We start from the raw sequence: 17,385 nt of genomic DNA, 5'->3' as shown, positions 1-17,385 counted from the left end.
CAACGGACAGCAAGCCCTTGGCCAGACAATGTAAATTCGGTTGCCCGTCAGATCGCAACATGCAACGTCTGCGATAAAATGCAGAAGTGGAGATTGGTGTGCCGACCTATTACGGATCAACCGCACGTAGCGTTTACGAACTGCTATCCGCGAACGCGCGGAGCACGCTCTTCAACAAAAGCGGCACGCTGATCTACGTCGCGCGAGGCGACGGTGTGATCGACGTTTTCGATGCAGCGAGTCACAGTCTTATCACAAGCTGGACTGTCGGCACATCGTTGACCGCAATGAGTCTTTCGGAAGACGGATCCTTCCTGCTTGCCATCGAACAGACCGGCCCGAATTCGGGCAGACTCCATCGTGTTTCGACCATTGACGGATCAACGCAATCCATCACGACCGCGCATTTCACCGATGTCGAGATCGTCGATGCACAGACCGCAATCCTGACGGGGTCATCCCATATGAAGTTCGATCTGGTCAGCGGCGAATTTACGCCGTTGCAGGGATCAAATGGATGGGCGGCGATTACCGAAGACCAGCACCTGTCGCTGATTGGATCGGCGAATAGTTCAAATGGCCCGCTAGCGGTTTATGACGATCGCGTGGGTGGTATCGTTGCGACCGGTGACAACTATCAGCAGGGCGCAGTGTCCGGGTTCAACAACGGACATCAGGCGATCAGCGAGGCCGCTGGCCTGATTGCGCAATTTATCTATTACGGCAATATCAACATCTATGATTTGTCAGTCAAATTCGTGCGTACCATCAACGTTGGCGGCACCGTTGACGGGCTCGCCTTCGATCAGCAGGGAAACTTCTTCTATGCCTACCTGATCGAGACCGGCGCACTTGTAAAATATAGTACCGAGGACTGGACCGAAGTGGAGCGATTCCCGGTCGCGCAATCCACTTGGCACAATTTTATCGGATCGGGCGACCAGATCCATATTTCGGCCGATGGCACCTATATCACCGTTGCGAACAACAATGGTGGTCGACTGCAGCTGATAGATCTTAGCGCACGCAATGAAACTTTCGCCGGCACCGCAGGCGCGGACACATTTATCGGCCGCGATGGCAACGACACCTATTTGGTCGGCAGCGGCGATGTGGTCGTCGAGGAACGCGGCGAAGGGATCGACACGGTCGAGACGCAGCTTGCCAGCTATTCGCTGGGTAGCCACGTCGAGAATCTCATTTTCACCGGATCGAGCGGATTTACGGCTACCGGCAACAATCTCGACAACCTAATCACGGCAGGCGACGGCGACGACACCATCGTCGTGACCCCGGGCAACGACACCGCAGATGGCGGCGCGGGGACCGACACGCTGATCGTCTATATGCGCGATCAGGGGCTGATCCCTACCCTGCCCGCCGGTTACAGTTTCACGGTGACGGCGGCCAATCTTCGCGATGAATCGGGGACGATCAACACGACGTTCGCAGGTGTGGAGCGGATCGTGTTCAGCACCGCCGTGGTATCGGGCGGCGGGACGCGTGGGTTCGGGGTGGTTTACATCGATGGAAGTGCATCGACGATCCCGATCACGTTCACCACGCTCGGCAGTTTCTCGGACACGCTGATTGGCGGCAGTGCGGATGACCTGTTCAACCTGAACCGCAGTCAAGGCACGGTCGAAGGCGGTGCGGGCAACGATACGGTCAGCCTGATCGCCGAACCGAACTTTACCTATACTTTGACGGACGCCCTGGGTGGCGGCGTATACGTACGTACGCAGGACGGGCGGTTTGGCTATACTGCAACACTGACCGGGATCGAGACGATCATCGTCCCGGGAACGCAGACCAACGCCTCCGCATCGGATTTCGACGGTTATGTCTTCCTTGATTCATCCAGTGGCGAATCCGTCAGCGGATCGCGCGGCGACGACCGGTTTCGCAACGGACCGGGTGCGGGTCAGGGCGGCGGAACCGACAGCTATCGCGGCAATGGCGGAGCGGATGTTTTCGACTTTAGTGGCGCCCTCGCCCGGATCGGTACCAAGACGATCGGCGATTTCGACGGCAATGACCGGATCGACCTGAGCGGTGGCGGCGTGTTCATCGGCACGGCGGCATTCAGCGGGGTTGCCGGGCAGATCCGCTATGAGACCGCCAACGGCCAGACCATCGTTCGTATTGACGCCAATGGCGACGGGACGGCGGATCAGACGATCACGCTGGGCAGCGGTGCTTACGCGCTGACCGAGACGGCGGCCGGTTCCGCCGTGCTGCGGATCGCGACGCCGCAGAATGTGGTCGATGGCGGCAATGGCGATGACGACCTGATCGGCACCAGCGGTGACGACCTCGTGCGCGGCGTGAACGGTAACGACACGATCCGGGCGACGGCCGGCACCGATTATGCCGATGGCGGCGACGGCACCGACCGGCTGCTCATCGGCGTTGGCGGCAGCGGCGAGTTTGCGGGGACTGCGACGCCGCAGACCTATGTTTTCAACGGCACCGGCGCGACCAATGCCGCGATCGGGCTGGCAACCAGCACTGGATTGATCGAGACGATCGTGCTGGACACGACGGCGGCGGGCGGCGTGGGCGATACGATCGATGCGAGTGCGGGGACGGTTGCGCTCAGCCTGATGCTGGGCGGCGGCGGCGATACGGTGACCGGATCGTCGCAGAACGATATCATCGATGCTGGTGCGGGGGCCGACAGTGTCAATGGCGGCGCGGGCAGCGATCGCATCTATGGCGGCGAAGGTAACGACACGCTGCGCGGCGGGCTGGGCAGTGACCTGCTGGACGGTGGTGCGGGCGACGATGTCATCTACGGCAATTCGAGCACAAGCGACTATTTCGCGCCGTCTGCCGACAACGCCGGCAACTATCTGTACGGCGGCAGCGGCGCCGATACCCTTTACGGGTCGGGCTTTCTGTTTTCGGCTGGACGGCTTTCCGACAACAGCGGCGAAGACGATATCGGCGCTGAAAAGGACGTATTGGTCGGGTCCGGGACATTCTCGGTCGGCGCGGGCGACGACGCGACGGGAACGAACACCACGACCGACATCCTGCGATTGACGCTGACCGGCGCGGCGAGCGGAGTCGATATCAACATGGCGGCGTTCAATTCGACGCTGTGGACCGTGGCCGGTGGCAGCTATCGCAACTTCGACCAGATCTCGACGATCACCGGGAGCAACTTCGCCGATACCTTTACCGTCGGCAACAACGTCACCACCATCATCTATTTGAATGGTGGCGACGGCGATGACACGCTGATCCTGGGTACGGGTGAAAATGGCGGCGGGCGCATCCTGTTTCAGGCCGGAGCCGGCAACGACACCGTCGTTTATGGCAGTAACAGCCAGAACTTCGTGAACGGTGGCGAAGGCGTCGACACACTCGACCTGCGCCTGGCGATATCGGCCCCCTTTTCCTACGCCGGGTTCGAGATCATTCTGGGCAGCGGCGCTGCGGATTCGTTCAACGGCGGGGCCGAGAATAACGAATTGTACGGGTTTGGCGGCAACGATACGCTGTCCGGCGGTGACGGTAATGACATCCTGGAGGGCGGCGACGGTGACGATATCGTCTATGCCGGCGGCGGCGACGATCTGATCGTCGGGGGCGCAGGTGCCGACCAGATGAGTGGCGGCAGCGGCGTCGATAGCTTTGTCTATCGACTGGTAACCGATTCAACCACCGCCGCGAGCGATCGACTGACAGATTTCCAGAGCGGTGTCGATCGCATCGACCTGACCGCCTTTCGCGTGGGCGTCGTCACGCTCGTCAATTCCGGCGCGTTGGCCACCGCGACGATCGAAACCGACCAGGGGACGATGCGGATCACATCGGACTACGCATTCGCGCTAAGCGATTTCGTGCTGGGCGAGCGCGCGTTCACTGGCACCGCCGGGGCGGACAGCTTTGCCGGTGGCGGGATGAACGACAGTTTCGACATGTCGCAGGGCGGTGACGACTCCGTGTCCGGCGGCGGGGGCAATGACGCGTTCTTCTTTGGTGCGGCGTTGACTGCCGCCGACAGTGTGGACGGTGGTGCGGGCACGAACGATCAGCTCGGCTTGCAAGGCGATTATACCGGCGCGAACGCACTGACGCTGGGCGCGAACACGATTAGCGGGATCGAGCTGATCGGGTTGCTGGGCGGCGCGGGCAACGGTTACGCGATCACCACGGTCGATGCCAATGTGGCCGCGGGACAGGTGCTGACGATATTCGGCACCAATCTGGCGGCGGGCAACAACTTCACCTTTAACGGCGCGGCGGAGACCGACGGGTCGTTCCGCATCTATGGCGGTGCGGGGACCGACAATTTTACCGGTGGCGCGCAGAATGACGGGTTCTGGTTCGGACCCGGCCGCTTCGACCCGAGCGTGGACCGGGTGAACGGCGGCGGCGGGAATAACGATCAGCTGGCGCTGGACGGCGACTACACGATGACGTTGGACGGGACGGCGATCCAGGGGATCGAGACGATCACCTTGCAGGCCGGACCGGCAAGCGACCGCAACAGTTTCGACATCACGGTCGCCGACAGCTTCGTGGGCGCGGGGCAGCAGGTCACGATCTTCGGGCTGCTTGCCGTCAACGCGATCCGCATCGACGCCAGCACCGAACTGGACGGCAGCGTGCGCGTGTTCGGCGGGCAGGGCAGCGACAGCATCTATGGCAGCGCGGGTGACGACCGGCTGTTCGGCGGCGCGGGTGCCGATTTCCTGTATGGCGGCGGGGGCAACGACATTTACGTCTATGACGCGGTCAGCCAGTCGACCGGCGTCAACGCCGACGGGATCCATTTGACGGGGGGCGACAAGATCGACTTCAACTTCGCCGTCGGCGGGGTCGCCGCGACGGTTGCCAGCGGCACGCTGTCGCTCGCCAGTTTCGACGCCGATATCGAAGCCGCGATCGGGGGTGGGCAGATGGGCACGGGACAAGCCGTGCTGTTCCGGCCCGATGCGGGCACGCATGCCGGCACCAGCTTTCTGATCGTCGATGCCAATGGCGTGGCGGGATATCAGGCGGGCGAGGATTACGTCATCCAGCTCGCGGGCAACCCGACCGACCTGCCCCCCGATCCTTTCGTATAGCGCCATTTGTCTGAATTCGACGCAAAGCCGTCGCTTGCTTTCTGCGTAACCCCCGGCAAGATGTTGGATGACAACAGCTTTTGACGGTGGGCATGGCGCGGGGGTGGACGGACAGGGACGATCGCTTTGTAGCCGCCGCGCTGGAGCCGGCGCAGTGGATCCCGGCGCTTGAGGAACTGGCGGTGGCGACCGGGTCGGATCGGGCGCAGCTGATCGGCTTTGGCGCGGATTACGGTGTCGATTTCAACTGGGCGAACGGCGATCTGTCGATCATCGACGCGTTCGCGCCGGTCCCGCCGAACCTGAATTTCCGGGTGCGTGCCAACATGGCCTTTCCCGACGCGGCGATCATCGACGAGCGGCATTATGCGCAGACGATCCCGACGCTGGAGTCGGACGCCTATGTCGATCTGTGCCGCGAATGGGGCATTCTGCACGGGTGCCAGACCAATTTGCGGGATGGCGCCGACGGGCTGATCGGCTTGGCATTGTTGCGATCCGAAGCGACCGGGCCAACAGACGCCGATACGCGCGCGATGTTCGACGATGCCCGGCGCGACGCGGCAGCGGCGGTGGCGCTGCAAATCGCGCTGGAGAAGGAAGGCTATCGCCTGATCGCCGGGACGTTCGAGGCGATGCAGGCGGCATGCTTCGTGATGGACCGCACGCTGAAGGTGCGTGCGATGTCACCCGATGGCGAGGCGCTGTTGCGCGAGGGTGCGCTGACGCTGGCCGAGGGGCGGCTGTCGGCAAGCGAGCCACGCGCGGCACGCGACATCGCCGCTGCATTGCACGCGATGGCGGTGGACGAGGCGCGCGCGCGCCGGGTGCTGATCGCGGCGATGCCCGATGCGCGGCCGGAGCGACCCGTGGTGTCATTGCAATTTCACCGGCTGCCACGGCGCGAATGGGCGATGGGCTTTGCGCCGTTCGCGGTCGCGGTGGCGACGCGGCCGGGCACGGTGCGCGAGGAGGATGGCAGCGGCATTCGCGCCGCATTCGGGCTGACCGGCACGGAGACCGCGATCGCACTGATGCTGGCGGGCGGACAGAACCGCGAAACCATCCGCGTGGCGCGCGGCGTATCGAAGGAAACGATGCGCAGCCACCTGCGCGCGCTGTTCGCCAAGCTGGGCGTGCGGCGCGAGACGGATGCGATAAGGCTGTTGAGCGAATTGTTGAAATGACTGGATAAGTCGGAAATCTTCTCCCCCTTTAGGGGGATGCGGCGGTCGCAGTGCGGCTCTAGTCTTTCGCCCGAAATCGCTGTGCCGGACCGGGGTCGGCGGGTGTGCAGGTTTGGGGGATGACGACATGGCTATTATCGACGGCACCAATAACGGCGAAACGCTGAACGGCACGCCCGACGCCGACACGATCAATGCCGGGGGTGGCGATGATACGGTGCTGGGCGGCACCGGCGACGACACGATCAACGGCGGCGACGGCAACGATACCCTGTACGGCCAGCAGGGCGCCGACACCTATTACGCGGGTGAAGGCAATGACCGCATCGGCGAGGCCGGCGGCGACACCATTTATGGCGAGGGCGGCGACGACATCGTCGATACCCATGTGACCGCCGGAAATTCCGTTATCGACCTGGGCACCGGGAACGATCAGGCGATTATCGGCATATTCGGAACCCAGTTCACGCAAGGCATGGCGACGATCATCGGCGGCGAAGGCAATGATCTGGTCGCGGTCTATCACGGGACCGGCAACGTCGTCGATCTGGGCACCGGATCCGACCAGTTCATCCTGATCGGCGGCTCCTCCACCGTAACGCTGGGCGATGGCGCGGATGAGATTTTGCTGGGTATCGATTCCCCCTCAACGCTCTCGTTTCCCTATTATCATGCTCGCCTGACGCTGACCGATTATACGCCGGGCGTCGATCGCATCAGCGGCGCGTGGAAGGGCGGCTGGCTGATCAACTGGGATGGCCGGACCAATCCCTTTGCAACCGGGCATCTGACATTGGTGCAGGACGGGGCGGACGCGGTGCTGCGGCGTGATTTCGATGCGGGTGCGGGCTCGGTGTACGGCACCGTCGAATTCATCCGCTTCAAGAATACCAATGTCAGCGCGCTGGGCGCGAACGATCTGGGCGGGTTTGCACCGGACGGCAGCCAGCCGGCGACCGCCGTCCTTGCATCGACCGGCAATAGCGGCGGCGTGCCGCTGTACGAGGGCACGGTCGGCGGCGATATCATCACCGGCACCAGCGGCCGCGACTATGTTTCCAGCCGCGCCGGGGACGATGTGATCGACACCGGCGGTGGCGACGATATCATCTATACCGGCGGCGGCAATGACACCGTGCATGCGGGCGCCGGCGATGACTTCGTTCAGTCGGAGGGCGGTAACTCGATCGTCTATGGCGAGGGCGGCAACGACACCCTGCGTGGCTCGCTGTATTTCCCCGGCCATCTGGTGCTGGATGGCGGCGATGGGAACGACGAATTCTCGGTCTTTCCGGACACCTATTTCGGCCCCAATAATGGCCAGGGATCGCCTCCCGGCACCAGCTTTGAAATCATCGGCGGGGCTGGCAACGACACGGTCGGGTTCAACGACCTGGCGCCGCGCGGGGCAATCGTCGATCTTGGCGCGGATAACGACAAGATGGCCCTCTATACCGACCACCAGATCGCCTTGACGACGGGAAGCGGAGTCGACGAAATTACCCTGCAATTTTATCGCCATATCGGCGCGACGGCAGGGCTGGCGGCAACGGTGTCCGATTTCGAGCTGGGCGTGGACAAGGTCATCCTCCCGCAGAAGAACGATTTCAGCCAGTATTTCACGGGCTGGAATGGTGTGAGCAACCCGTTCACGGGCGGCTTTGCGCGGTTGCTGCAGGACGGCAACGATACGCTGTTGCAATTCGACAAGGACGGCGGCGGCAACAATTGGGGCACGGTGCTGCGCTTCACCGGTTTGGCCGCGACCGCGTTCGTCGCCGCCGACTTCAGCGGCTGGGCACCGGTAATCGGCACGGCCGACGATACGGTGACGGGCACGGCGGGAGCCGACACTTATTCGACCGGCGAAGGCAACGACACGCTCGACCTGAGCCAGGGTGGCGACGACACCGCGGACGGCGGGACCGGGAACGACAGCTTTTTCTTTGGCGGCGCGCTCACCGCAGCGGACCGGGTGACCGGCGGCGATGGCACCAACGACCAGATCGGGCTTCAGGGCAATTATTCGGGTGGTCTGACGCTGGGTGCAACCACGATCAGCGGGATCGAGCTGATCGGCCTGTTGGCGGGTGCCGGCAATGGCTATTCGATCACCACGGTGGATGCGAACGTCGCGGCGGCACGCGTGCTGACGATATTCGGCACCAACCTCGCATTGGGCAACAACTTCACCTTCAACGGCGCGGCGGAGACCGACGGACAGTTCCGCATCTATGGCGGCGCGGGCACCGACAACCTGACTGGCGGCGCCGGGAGCGATGGCATCTGGTTCGGACCGGGTCGGTTCGATCCGGCGGTGGACCGGGTCAATGGCGGCGGCGGCATCGACCAGTTGGCGCTCGACGGCGACTATACGATCACGCTGGACGGCACCGCGATCCAGGGGATCGAGCAGATCACGCTGATGGCGGGACCGGCGGGCGACCGCAACGTGTTCGACATCACCGTCGCCAACTCGCTGGTCGCGGCGGGCGTGCAGCAGACGATCTGGGGGCTGCCGGTCACAACCAGTATCCGCATCGACGCCAGCGCCGAACTGGACGGCAGCGTGCGCGTGTTCGGCGGGCAGAGCCACGACACCATTTACGGCAGCGCGGGCGACGACCGGCTGTTCGGCGGGGCTGGCAGCGATTTCCTTTACGGCGGCGCGGGCAACGACACCTATGTCTATGACGCGGTCAGCCAGTCCACGGGCATCAACGCTGACGGCATCCATTTGACCGCAGGCGACAAGATCGATTTCTACTTCACCGTCGCCGGCATTGCAACGACGGTTGTCGGCGGGCAGCTGGGCGGCGATTTCGATATCGATCTGGCGGCGGCGATCGGCGCGGGACAGATGGGCGTGGGCGAAGCGGTGCTGTTCCGGCCCGATTCAGGCATCTATGCCGGGCAGAGTTTTCTGGTCGTCGATGCCAATGGCGTCGCCGGATATCAGGCCGGTCAGGATTATGTCATCAGCTTGCTCGGCGGCGTGACCGACCTGCCCCCGGACCCATTTGTGTGAGGCGAACGAACGCGGCTGCGACGATGTAAAAACCCCGGTGACTCAACGCCCTCTGCGCTGCTAGTCTGATCCGGGAAGGGGAGTTTCGGGCGGCACAGGCGGCCTGTTCCGTTCCCGGGGGGATATCGTTCGTGGCCAATACCGCACCATCGCTGACCGGCGCCAACACCGTGGTCGAGACGAGCGAACAGGTCGTCAACAACAGCGCGATCGAGTTTGTCGGCAACGCGACCTTTGTCGATCCAGATGGCAATTTCGCGGGCGCGGTGCTGCGGGTCAGCGGGTTGCTGGCCGAGGATCGCGTACAGTTGGCCTCCGGTGCGTTCGCGTCGGCGATCGCGTCGGTCACTGGCGGGTTTGGGACCGACCTGATCGTGACGTTCAGCGCCAGCGCGACCGCGTTCGAGATCAATTACCTGATCCGCACGATGTATTATTCGAACCTGGACAACACGCCGACGGCATCGCGTCGGTTGCTCATCAACTTCACCGATAGCGAGGGTGCGGATTTCGGCCCCGTGCCGGGCGGCGCACCGGGCGAGCGCGGGATCGCGGTGACGGTGAACGTCACACCGAGCAACGACCAGCCGGTGGTCGATCTGAATGGTCCGGGCGAGTGGATCGACACCAACGTCCTGCATATCGAGGGTGCCACCACGCGGCTGGCCCCCGCTGCCACGGTCAGCGACGTCGATTCCGACAATTTCGACGGCGGCATGCTGACCGTCGCTTTCTCGCTCTATTCCGATGAGCGCCTCGTCATTCTCAATCAGGGCAATGGTGCCGGGCAGATCGGCGTCGACGGCAGCAATGTCAGCTATGGCGGGGTCGTGATCGGCACGACCAGCATCACGAGCGGGCTGCGCGTGTCGCTGAATGCCAATGCTACGGCAGAGGCAGTGCAGGCGTTGATCCGGCAGATCGGCTATCAGCATGTCGGCACGTCGCTGCCCAACGGGCCGCGCCCGCAAATGCTGATCGCGCTGACCGATGGCGACGGGGCGGAAAGCTATTACGCCTATAGCTATATCTCCTATCAAAGCACGGATACGCCGCCGGTGCTGGACGGCAGCGATCAGGCACCGATCACTTATGATGACGGGCATATCCCGCAGCCGATCGGGTCGTTCATCACCGTGACCGACCCCGACAGCGCGACGCTGACATCGGCGACGGTGCGCTTTACCGGCGGATTTTCGGCCGGCGACACGCTGAGCGTGATCGAGAGCAACGGCAATATCTCGGCCAGCTGGGATGCGGCGACCGGCGTGCTGACGCTGACCGCGACCGGGCCGGGGGCGGACGTCCATGCGTGGAACAGCGTGCTGCGGCAGGTAGGCTATAGCAACACCCTGCCCAACCCCGCCACCGGCACGCGCACGATCAGCATCACGATCAACGATGCGACCAGTGCGAGCAACACGATCGAGCGCAGCGTCAACGTCGTGCATGTCAACGATGCGCCGGTGATCGACCTGAACGGTGCTGCCGGCAACATCGATACCCATGCGCAATATATCGAGCAGGGCGCACCGTTGTTGATCGCGCCCGACGCCGTCGTCACCGACATGGACAGCGCGAATTTCGCGGGCGGCACCTTCCGCGTCGTGCAAAGCGGCGGGGCGATCAGCACCGACAGCGTCGTCGCGATCCAGCATCAGGGCAATGGCGCGGGGCAGATTGGCGTATCGGGCAGCGAGGTGCGCTATGGCGGCACGCTGATCGGCACGATCGGGACCGGGCCTGCCGGCACGCCGCTGACGGTATCGCTGAACGCTGCGGCGACGCCCGAAGCGGTGCAGGCGATGACGCGCGCGGTGACCTATTTCAACCCCGCCAACACCCCCAACATCTTCGTCAATTACGCGTTCGAGTTGATCGAGGCGGACGGGGTAAAGAGTTTCGGGGCGATCGCGACGGTGCGCATCGAGCTGGTCGACGACCCCTTCATCTTCGACCTCGACGGCACCGCCGCCGGGACGGGCGCGACCGGTGGCTATGCGCCGGGCACCGAATTGTCGCCCGTTGCGCCGTTCGCGGTATTCAGCGACGACGATTCGCAGTTTCAGGGCGCGCGCTTCTCCGTGCGGATCACCAATCCGCAGGCGGGCGACACGCTGGGCATGTTCCTGGGCACCGGGCCGGACGCCGTGAACCTGGACGGCGATCTGGTGATCTGGCGCGGCAACATGATCGGATCGATCCAGCTGGTCAGCGCGGGTTATGGCATCCTGACCTTTACCAATATCGTGCCGGGCGACGCGATCCAGGCGGTGCTGCGATCGATCGGCTATGCCAATACCGGCCCCTCCCCCAGCGGCAGCCGCACGATCAGTTTCGAGTTCATCCAGCAGGGCAAGCCGCCGGTGACCTTGTCCGCCACGGTCGTGATCGGCGCGGCGGGCGAGCCGATTGCGGTAGCGGATACGGCGAGGGTGACCGAGGGCGCGGCGGTGAATATCGCGGTGCTGGCCAACGACAGCGATTCCGACGGCCCGACCCCGGCAGTGGGCACTGTAAATGGCGCGAGCATCGCGGTCGGCCAGTCGGTGACGCTGGCATCGGGCGCGACCGTCACGCTGAATTCGGACGGGACGCTGCGTTACAATACCGGCAGTGCGTTCAACCATCTGGTCGCGCCCGCGACTGCGGCGGCGGTGGGGGCCGCGAACGGCCAGGCGACCGACAGCTTCAGCTATGTGCTGGCGGGCAGCAATGCGACGGCGACGGTCACCGTCACGGTCAACGGCACCGACAATCCCGGCGACCGGCTGGGCGGCACCGCAAGCGATGACACGGTCGGCGGCACCGGCAATGCCGATGTCTATGATCTGAGCCAGGGCGGCGACGACAGCGTGTCTGGCGGCGATGGCAACGACGCATTCTTTTTTGGCGCGGCATTCACCGGGGCCGACCGGGTCAATGGCGGCGCGGGCACCAACGATCAGGTCGCATTGCAGGGCATGTATGTCGGCGGCGCGGCACTGGTGCTGGAGGCGGCGACGCTGACCGGGGTTGAGGTGGTGACGCTGCTGGGCGGCGGGTTCAACCGCTATGACATCACGACCGTGGACGGCAATGTGCCCGCGGGCGGGGTGTTGACGTTTTTCGGCACCAATCTGGGCGCGACCAACGACTTCACCTTTAACGGCGCGGCGGAGACCGACGGGGCGTTCCGCATCTATGGCGGTGCGGGCACCGATTTGTTGACTGGTGGTGGGGGCAATGACGGGTTCTGGTTCGGTCCGGGTCGGTTCAACCCGGCGACCGATCGCATCGACGGTGGCGGCGGCAGCGATCAGCTGGCGCTGGACGGTGTGTATGACCTGACGCTGGACGGGACCGTGATCCAGGGGATCGAGGCGGTGACGCTGCAGGCGCGGGCGGGCAACAGCTATACGCTGACCGCGCTCGACAATTTCGTCGGCGCGGGCGAGACGCGGATCATCTGGGGCCTGTTGGTGACCAACGGGATGAGCATCGACGTGCGCGCCGAAACCGACGGACATTACCGCATCTTTGGCAGCCGCGGCGGCGACAGCATCATCGGCGGCGCGGGCAATGACTGGATGTTCGGCGGCGAAGGCGGCGACCTGTTGGCGGGCGCAGGGGGAAGCGACACCTTCTTCTACGATGCGGTCAGCCAGTCGACCGGTGCGACGTTCGATACGATCGTCGGCTTCGATCCGCTGACCGACCGGATCGACCTGCCCTTTGCACTGACCGGGATCGCCGCGACGGTGACCGGCGGCAGCCTGTCGCTGGCGAGTTTCGACACCGACCTGGCGGCATTGCTGGGCGGCGGGCAGTTGGGCGTGGGACAGGCGCTGATGCTGACGGCCAATGCGGGCGGGCTGGCGGGCAACAGTTTCCTGGTGGTCGATGCCAATGGCGTGGCGGGGTATCAGGCGGGCGAGGATTATGTGATCCGCCTGCTCAACCCGCCGGACGAATTGCGGCCCGAGGCGTTTGTCTGAGTCTGACGGTTTCGGACGCGCGCAATTCGCAGTCGGACGTGCAGCATCGGTTCAGCCACGAAACGACATTGTCGATCGCATGGATGAAGAGGGCTAGGCAAATGGCGCGACCGGGAATGATGACGAGCGCAGGTGCGATCGCGCTGGGGCTGGCAGGATGTGCGACGGTGCCGGCCGATCCCGCACCGCCACGAGCCTATACTCCGCCCCCGCAGGCCTACACCCCGCCGCCCCGGCCCTATACCCCGCCGCCGCCGTCCCCCTCCGCTTATCCAACGCCGCCGATGACAGCGCCGACGGCGCCGGTGCCGCAACCGGTGGTGAGCACGGACGAGGCCGATTATTACTGGATCGACAATGCCGATGCGCTGGCCGACGCGATCGGCGACGCGCCGCCGGACTTTACCTTTGCCTATGACGGCGGCGAACCATGGGGATGGCGCACCGGCACGGGGCATGAGGTTTATGCCGAGCCACTGGGCGACGGAGCCTTGCGCTTTTACTATTTCGAGCCGGACAGCGCGGTACCGTTCGTGGTGCAGGATGCGCGCTATACCTTCGGCTATCGCGACGGGCGGCTGGCCGTCGTCTATGACAGCGACGGGCGCGTGCTGCCACGCGGCGAGGGCAATCTTCAGATCGCGCTGGCGACGCGGCTCTATTCGCGGGGACGGGCGCTGCGCAGCGCGGCGCAAGTCGAGGACAATTGGGACGCGATCGACGCGAGTTACTGGGCACAGCAAATCCCGGTGCTGATCGAAATCCGGCTGCGCTGGTCGAGCGGGCGGGATCGTTACGATGGCTGGAAGCGCTGGCGTGGGCGGCCGGGTTCGGTGCGCGGGCGCGGCAATCTGTCGGGCGAGCGCGACTGGCGCTGGGGCGCGGGCGACCGGTTCCGGCGGTGGCAGCGCGAAGGATTTCAGGGACCGCCGCCGCGCTTTGGAGACGGCGGGCAGCGGCCAGGACGCGGGGTGCGTCCGCCGCGCCCCGGTGCGGGGCCGGGACAGCCGGGTGCCGGCCGCCCACCGCGTCCGCCGCAGGGAACGCCTTCCGGACAGCCTGGAGCCGGGCGGCCGCCGCGTCCACCGGTCACCGGCGCACCGGGAACCGGTCAGGGCCGTCCCCGGCGCGACGGCGACGACCGTGAAACCGGTGGCCGCAATCCGGGACGTCCGGCGGTGGTGACGCCCGGTCCGCAAATGCCGGGACCCGGCGCGGTCGTACGTCCGCCACGCCAGACGCCGCCGCCCGCGCCGCCTGTACCAGTCTATACGCCACCCCCGGTTGCGGTGGTGCCGCCCCCCGCCCCGCCAGCCCCGCCCCCGACGCCGCCCGCCGTGCCGGATGCGCGCCCGATCGAGCGGATTACAGGCGGCGACAGACCTCGCCGGGAGCGACCGGTCGTGACGGAAGCCCCGCGCCCCGAACCGGCACCGCGTCCGCAGTTCCAGCCGCGCCTCCCACCGGCCCCACCGGCCTTTACCGCGCCGCCCGTAAGCAGCCCGCCACCCGTGCCGACCGCGCCGCGATACGAGCGCCGCGCCGAGCCGCCCGCGCCGAGCTACACGCCGCCGCCGCGACCCGCCTATGTACCGCCCGCGCCGCCGGTGGTTCGCGTGGCACCTCCCGCTCCGCCACCGCCACCGCCACCGCCACCACCGCCGCCGCGCCTGGAGCCGCCGCGCGATACGACCGAACCGCAATAGGGCACGGCACCGGCCGCGCTCCCAATACCTCCCATGAACGGCATGGCCACGGCGAGTTCAGGCGCGCCGTGGCAACCCGTTCGCATTCGGGGTTTATTGGCGGGGGCGTAGTGGAGATTGATGATGTTCAGACCCGCCCGTTTCCGCGCCAGATCGCGCCTTGCCATCGGCAGCGCGCTGGCCGCGCTGATCGCGCTGTCCGCATGCAGCGAGCAGCCGACCGAGCAGGCGCAATATTCGGCGTTCGGTAACGAAGCGCTGCCGCCGCTGCCCGAAGCCCTGCCGATGACCGACCAGGCCGTCGATCTGGCCATGGCACCCCCCGCCGAGCAGCTGCCCGCCGCGCGCCGCCTGTCCTATGCCGATCCGGGCGATCAGGGCTATGCCTGGATCGACCGCGCCGACACCGTGTTCGACACGATCGGCGATGCGCCGCCCGATTACGGGTTCGGCTATGACGATGTCGAACCATGGGGCTGGGAAGCGGCCGGTGGTTATACCACCTATGCCGAGCCGATCGGCGACGACAGCTATCGATATTATTATTACGAACCGGGTGCGGAGGATCCGTATCTCGTGCGCGATCCCTATTACAGCTATGGCTATTCCGACGGGCGTATCGCCGCGATTTATGACTCCGGTGGTGCGCTGCTGCCGCTGGCGTTGATGGCGCAGCGGGCGGATTATGGCTCGCGTTACTATGCCCGCGCGCAGAATTTGCGGCGCGCAGCACGGCGCGACCGGCGCGGGGTTTCGGCCCCCGTCTGGGCGGCGCGGCGTCCGGCGATCGTGCGGGCGCAGCAACGCTGGGAAGTGGCGCGCGAGAACCAGCCGGGATGGCGCGAATGGCGTCAGCGCGACACGGTGCAGGCACAGCGCCAGCAGCTTCGCGGCGAACGTCAGGCGCGGCGTCAGGCTTCGCAGCGCTTTGCCGGGTGGCAGCAGCAGGGGCTGCGCGGCGATGCGCCGAACCTGTATGCACGCCAGCAGCGGCAGACCGAGCGGGCACAGCAGCAGACCGCGCGTGCCGAGCGGCAGGACCGGAGCGTGCAGCAACAGCTGCGCGAGGCTCGGCAGACGGCGCGGCAGCAGCAGGCGCAGAATGGCGAACCGCCCCGCACGGTGATCCGCGAGCAGCGACAGGCCGAACGCGCGGCACAGCGCGACGCGCGGATCGGCGCACGCGGCGGTCAGCAACAGGCACAGGCGCGACAGCAGCAACAGGCAACTCGTCAGGCCGAACGCGCCGCGCGTCAGGTGCAACGCCAGACCGCTGACCAGCAGAGGGGCAATGCCGCGCGGCAACAGCAGCGTGCGCAAGCTCAGGCGGCTCGCCAGCAACAGCACGCACAGCAACAGGCCCAGCGTCAGCAAGCGCAGCGACCCGATCGCGCCGCCGCGACACAGGCGCGCCAGCAGCAACGCGCGCAGGCGCAAGCTGCGCGCCAGCAGCAGATGCAGCAGCGCCAGTCGCAAGCGGCGGTGCAGCGGCGGGCGCAGGCGGACGCAGGCCGTCGCCAGCAAGTCGAGCAACGCCGTGCGACACAGGGTGCCGCGCGACAACAACAGGCGGCGGCGCGTCAGCAGCAAATGGCTGCTCAGCGCCAGCAAAGACAGGCGGCGGGTCAGGCAGAGGCTGCGCAACGTCAGCAGCAACAGTCGGCGGCGCGCCAGCAACAAGCCGCGCAACGCCAGCAGCAACAGGCCGCCCGTCAGCAAGCTGCATCACAGCGTCAGCAGCAGCGTCAGGCGGCACCCGCCCCGCGTCCGCAACCGGCGGCGGGCGCGCAGGCCCGGCCCGGTGGTGGCGGTGGTGGCGAGCGCCGCGAACGGCGTCAGCGCGACTAATCGCTTACGGGACGCTAAACCGGCGTCCCCGCGAAGGGCAGGATGCCGCGATATTGCTCCATCGGCGGCGCGCCCGGAAGGTGCGCGCCGTTTCGCAACAGGAAGATGTGGCGGACGATCTCCGCCTGTTGCTCCAGCCCGTAGCGCGCGAGCCGCCAGCCAGGTTTCAGGCTGTAGTCGTAGCGACAGAAAGGATGGCGGCGCAGGGGCAGGAAAATGCCCTGTTGATGCTGCCACACATGTACCAGCTCGTGGATCAGCAGCCCCTGTAAATCGCGTCCGGCGTCGGCGAAATCGTCGCGGTAAAGGCCGCCCTTCGGGTGAAAGCAGATGCAGCCCAGCGGGGCCATCGTCACACGCTTCGGTTGAAAGAATATCCATTTGCGATTGGCGATGCGCGCGCGATCATAGTCGATCGCGTCACCGAATACGGTGCGGGCCAGCGCGATTTCGCCGGGTGTGAGGGGTCGTGGTTGCGCGGTCATGATCGGTGTATCAGATAGGGTCCGTCGCGCCGGAGGTCACGCGCGAACGCGATTGCCTTTGCGTTTTCATTTC

General features: G+C 65.5%; 7 protein-coding genes. 6 read left to right on the top strand and 1 reads right to left on the bottom strand.

The features are described from left to right. The first annotated feature begins 98 nt into the window (after window positions 1-98). The 6 genes from U1702_RS02570 (at window position 99) to U1702_RS02545 (ending at window position 16,827) form a co-directional block, all read left to right on the top strand. On the top strand, window positions 99-5,081 hold the full coding sequence (locus U1702_RS02570; protein WP_332721783.1) for a beta strand repeat-containing protein: 4,983 nt from the start codon (window positions 99-101) through the stop codon (window positions 5,079-5,081). 92 nt (window positions 5,082-5,173) lie between these two features. Next, window positions 5,174-6,268 carry a helix-turn-helix transcriptional regulator gene (locus U1702_RS02565; RefSeq protein WP_332721782.1) on the top strand — a complete coding sequence of 365 codons (1,095 nt, stop codon included), beginning with the start codon at window positions 5,174-5,176 and terminating at the stop codon, window positions 6,266-6,268. A gap of 127 nt (window positions 6,269-6,395) precedes the next feature. Next, entirely contained in the window at window positions 6,396-9,296 is a 2,901-nt protein-coding gene (locus U1702_RS02560) for a beta strand repeat-containing protein (RefSeq protein WP_332721780.1), read from the top strand. A gap of 131 nt (window positions 9,297-9,427) precedes the next feature. Continuing rightward, window positions 9,428-13,273 carry a beta strand repeat-containing protein gene (locus U1702_RS02555; protein ID WP_332721778.1) on the top strand — a complete coding sequence of 1,282 codons (3,846 nt, stop codon included), beginning with the start codon at window positions 9,428-9,430 and terminating at the stop codon, window positions 13,271-13,273. A gap of 116 nt (window positions 13,274-13,389) precedes the next feature. Next, complete coding sequence (locus U1702_RS02550) at window positions 13,390-14,979, top strand: hypothetical protein (protein WP_332721777.1); 1,590 nt, start codon at window positions 13,390-13,392, stop codon at window positions 14,977-14,979. Window positions 14,980-15,099: 120 nt separating this feature from the next. Further along, complete coding sequence (locus U1702_RS02545) at window positions 15,100-16,827, top strand: hypothetical protein (RefSeq protein ID WP_332721776.1); 1,728 nt, start codon at window positions 15,100-15,102, stop codon at window positions 16,825-16,827. Window positions 16,828-16,841: 14 nt separating this feature from the next. Here the strand turns inward: U1702_RS02545 and U1702_RS02540 are convergent, their stop codons facing one another. Continuing rightward, window positions 16,842-17,312: a vgr related protein gene (locus U1702_RS02540; protein WP_332721774.1), complete on the bottom strand. Its 471-nt coding sequence runs from the start codon at window positions 17,310-17,312 to the stop codon at window positions 16,842-16,844. Between the last annotated feature and the right edge of the window lie 73 nt (window positions 17,313-17,385).

The organism is Sphingomonas sp. LT1P40, from assembly GCF_036663835.1.
GTDB lineage: Bacteria > Pseudomonadota > Alphaproteobacteria > Sphingomonadales > Sphingomonadaceae > Sphingomonas.
This window is presented reverse-complemented; position numbering and strand designations above follow the sequence as displayed.

Excerpts from the sequence above, each read along its gene's own strand:
- U1702_RS02560 (WP_332721780.1), top strand. The coding sequence starts at position 6,396 with ATGGCTATTATCGACGGCACCAATAACGGCGAAACGCTGAACGGCACG.
- U1702_RS02550 (WP_332721777.1), top strand. The coding sequence starts at position 13,390 with ATGATGACGAGCGCAGGTGCGATCGCGCTGGGGCTGGCAGGATGTGCG.
- U1702_RS02545 (WP_332721776.1), top strand. The coding sequence starts at position 15,100 with ATGATGTTCAGACCCGCCCGTTTCCGCGCCAGATCGCGCCTTGCCATC.
- U1702_RS02565 (WP_332721782.1), top strand. The coding sequence starts at position 5,174 with ATGGCGCGGGGGTGGACGGACAGGGACGATCGCTTTGTAGCCGCCGCG.
- U1702_RS02540 (WP_332721774.1), bottom strand. The coding sequence starts at position 17,312 with ATGACCGCGCAACCACGACCCCTCACACCCGGCGAAATCGCGCTGGCC.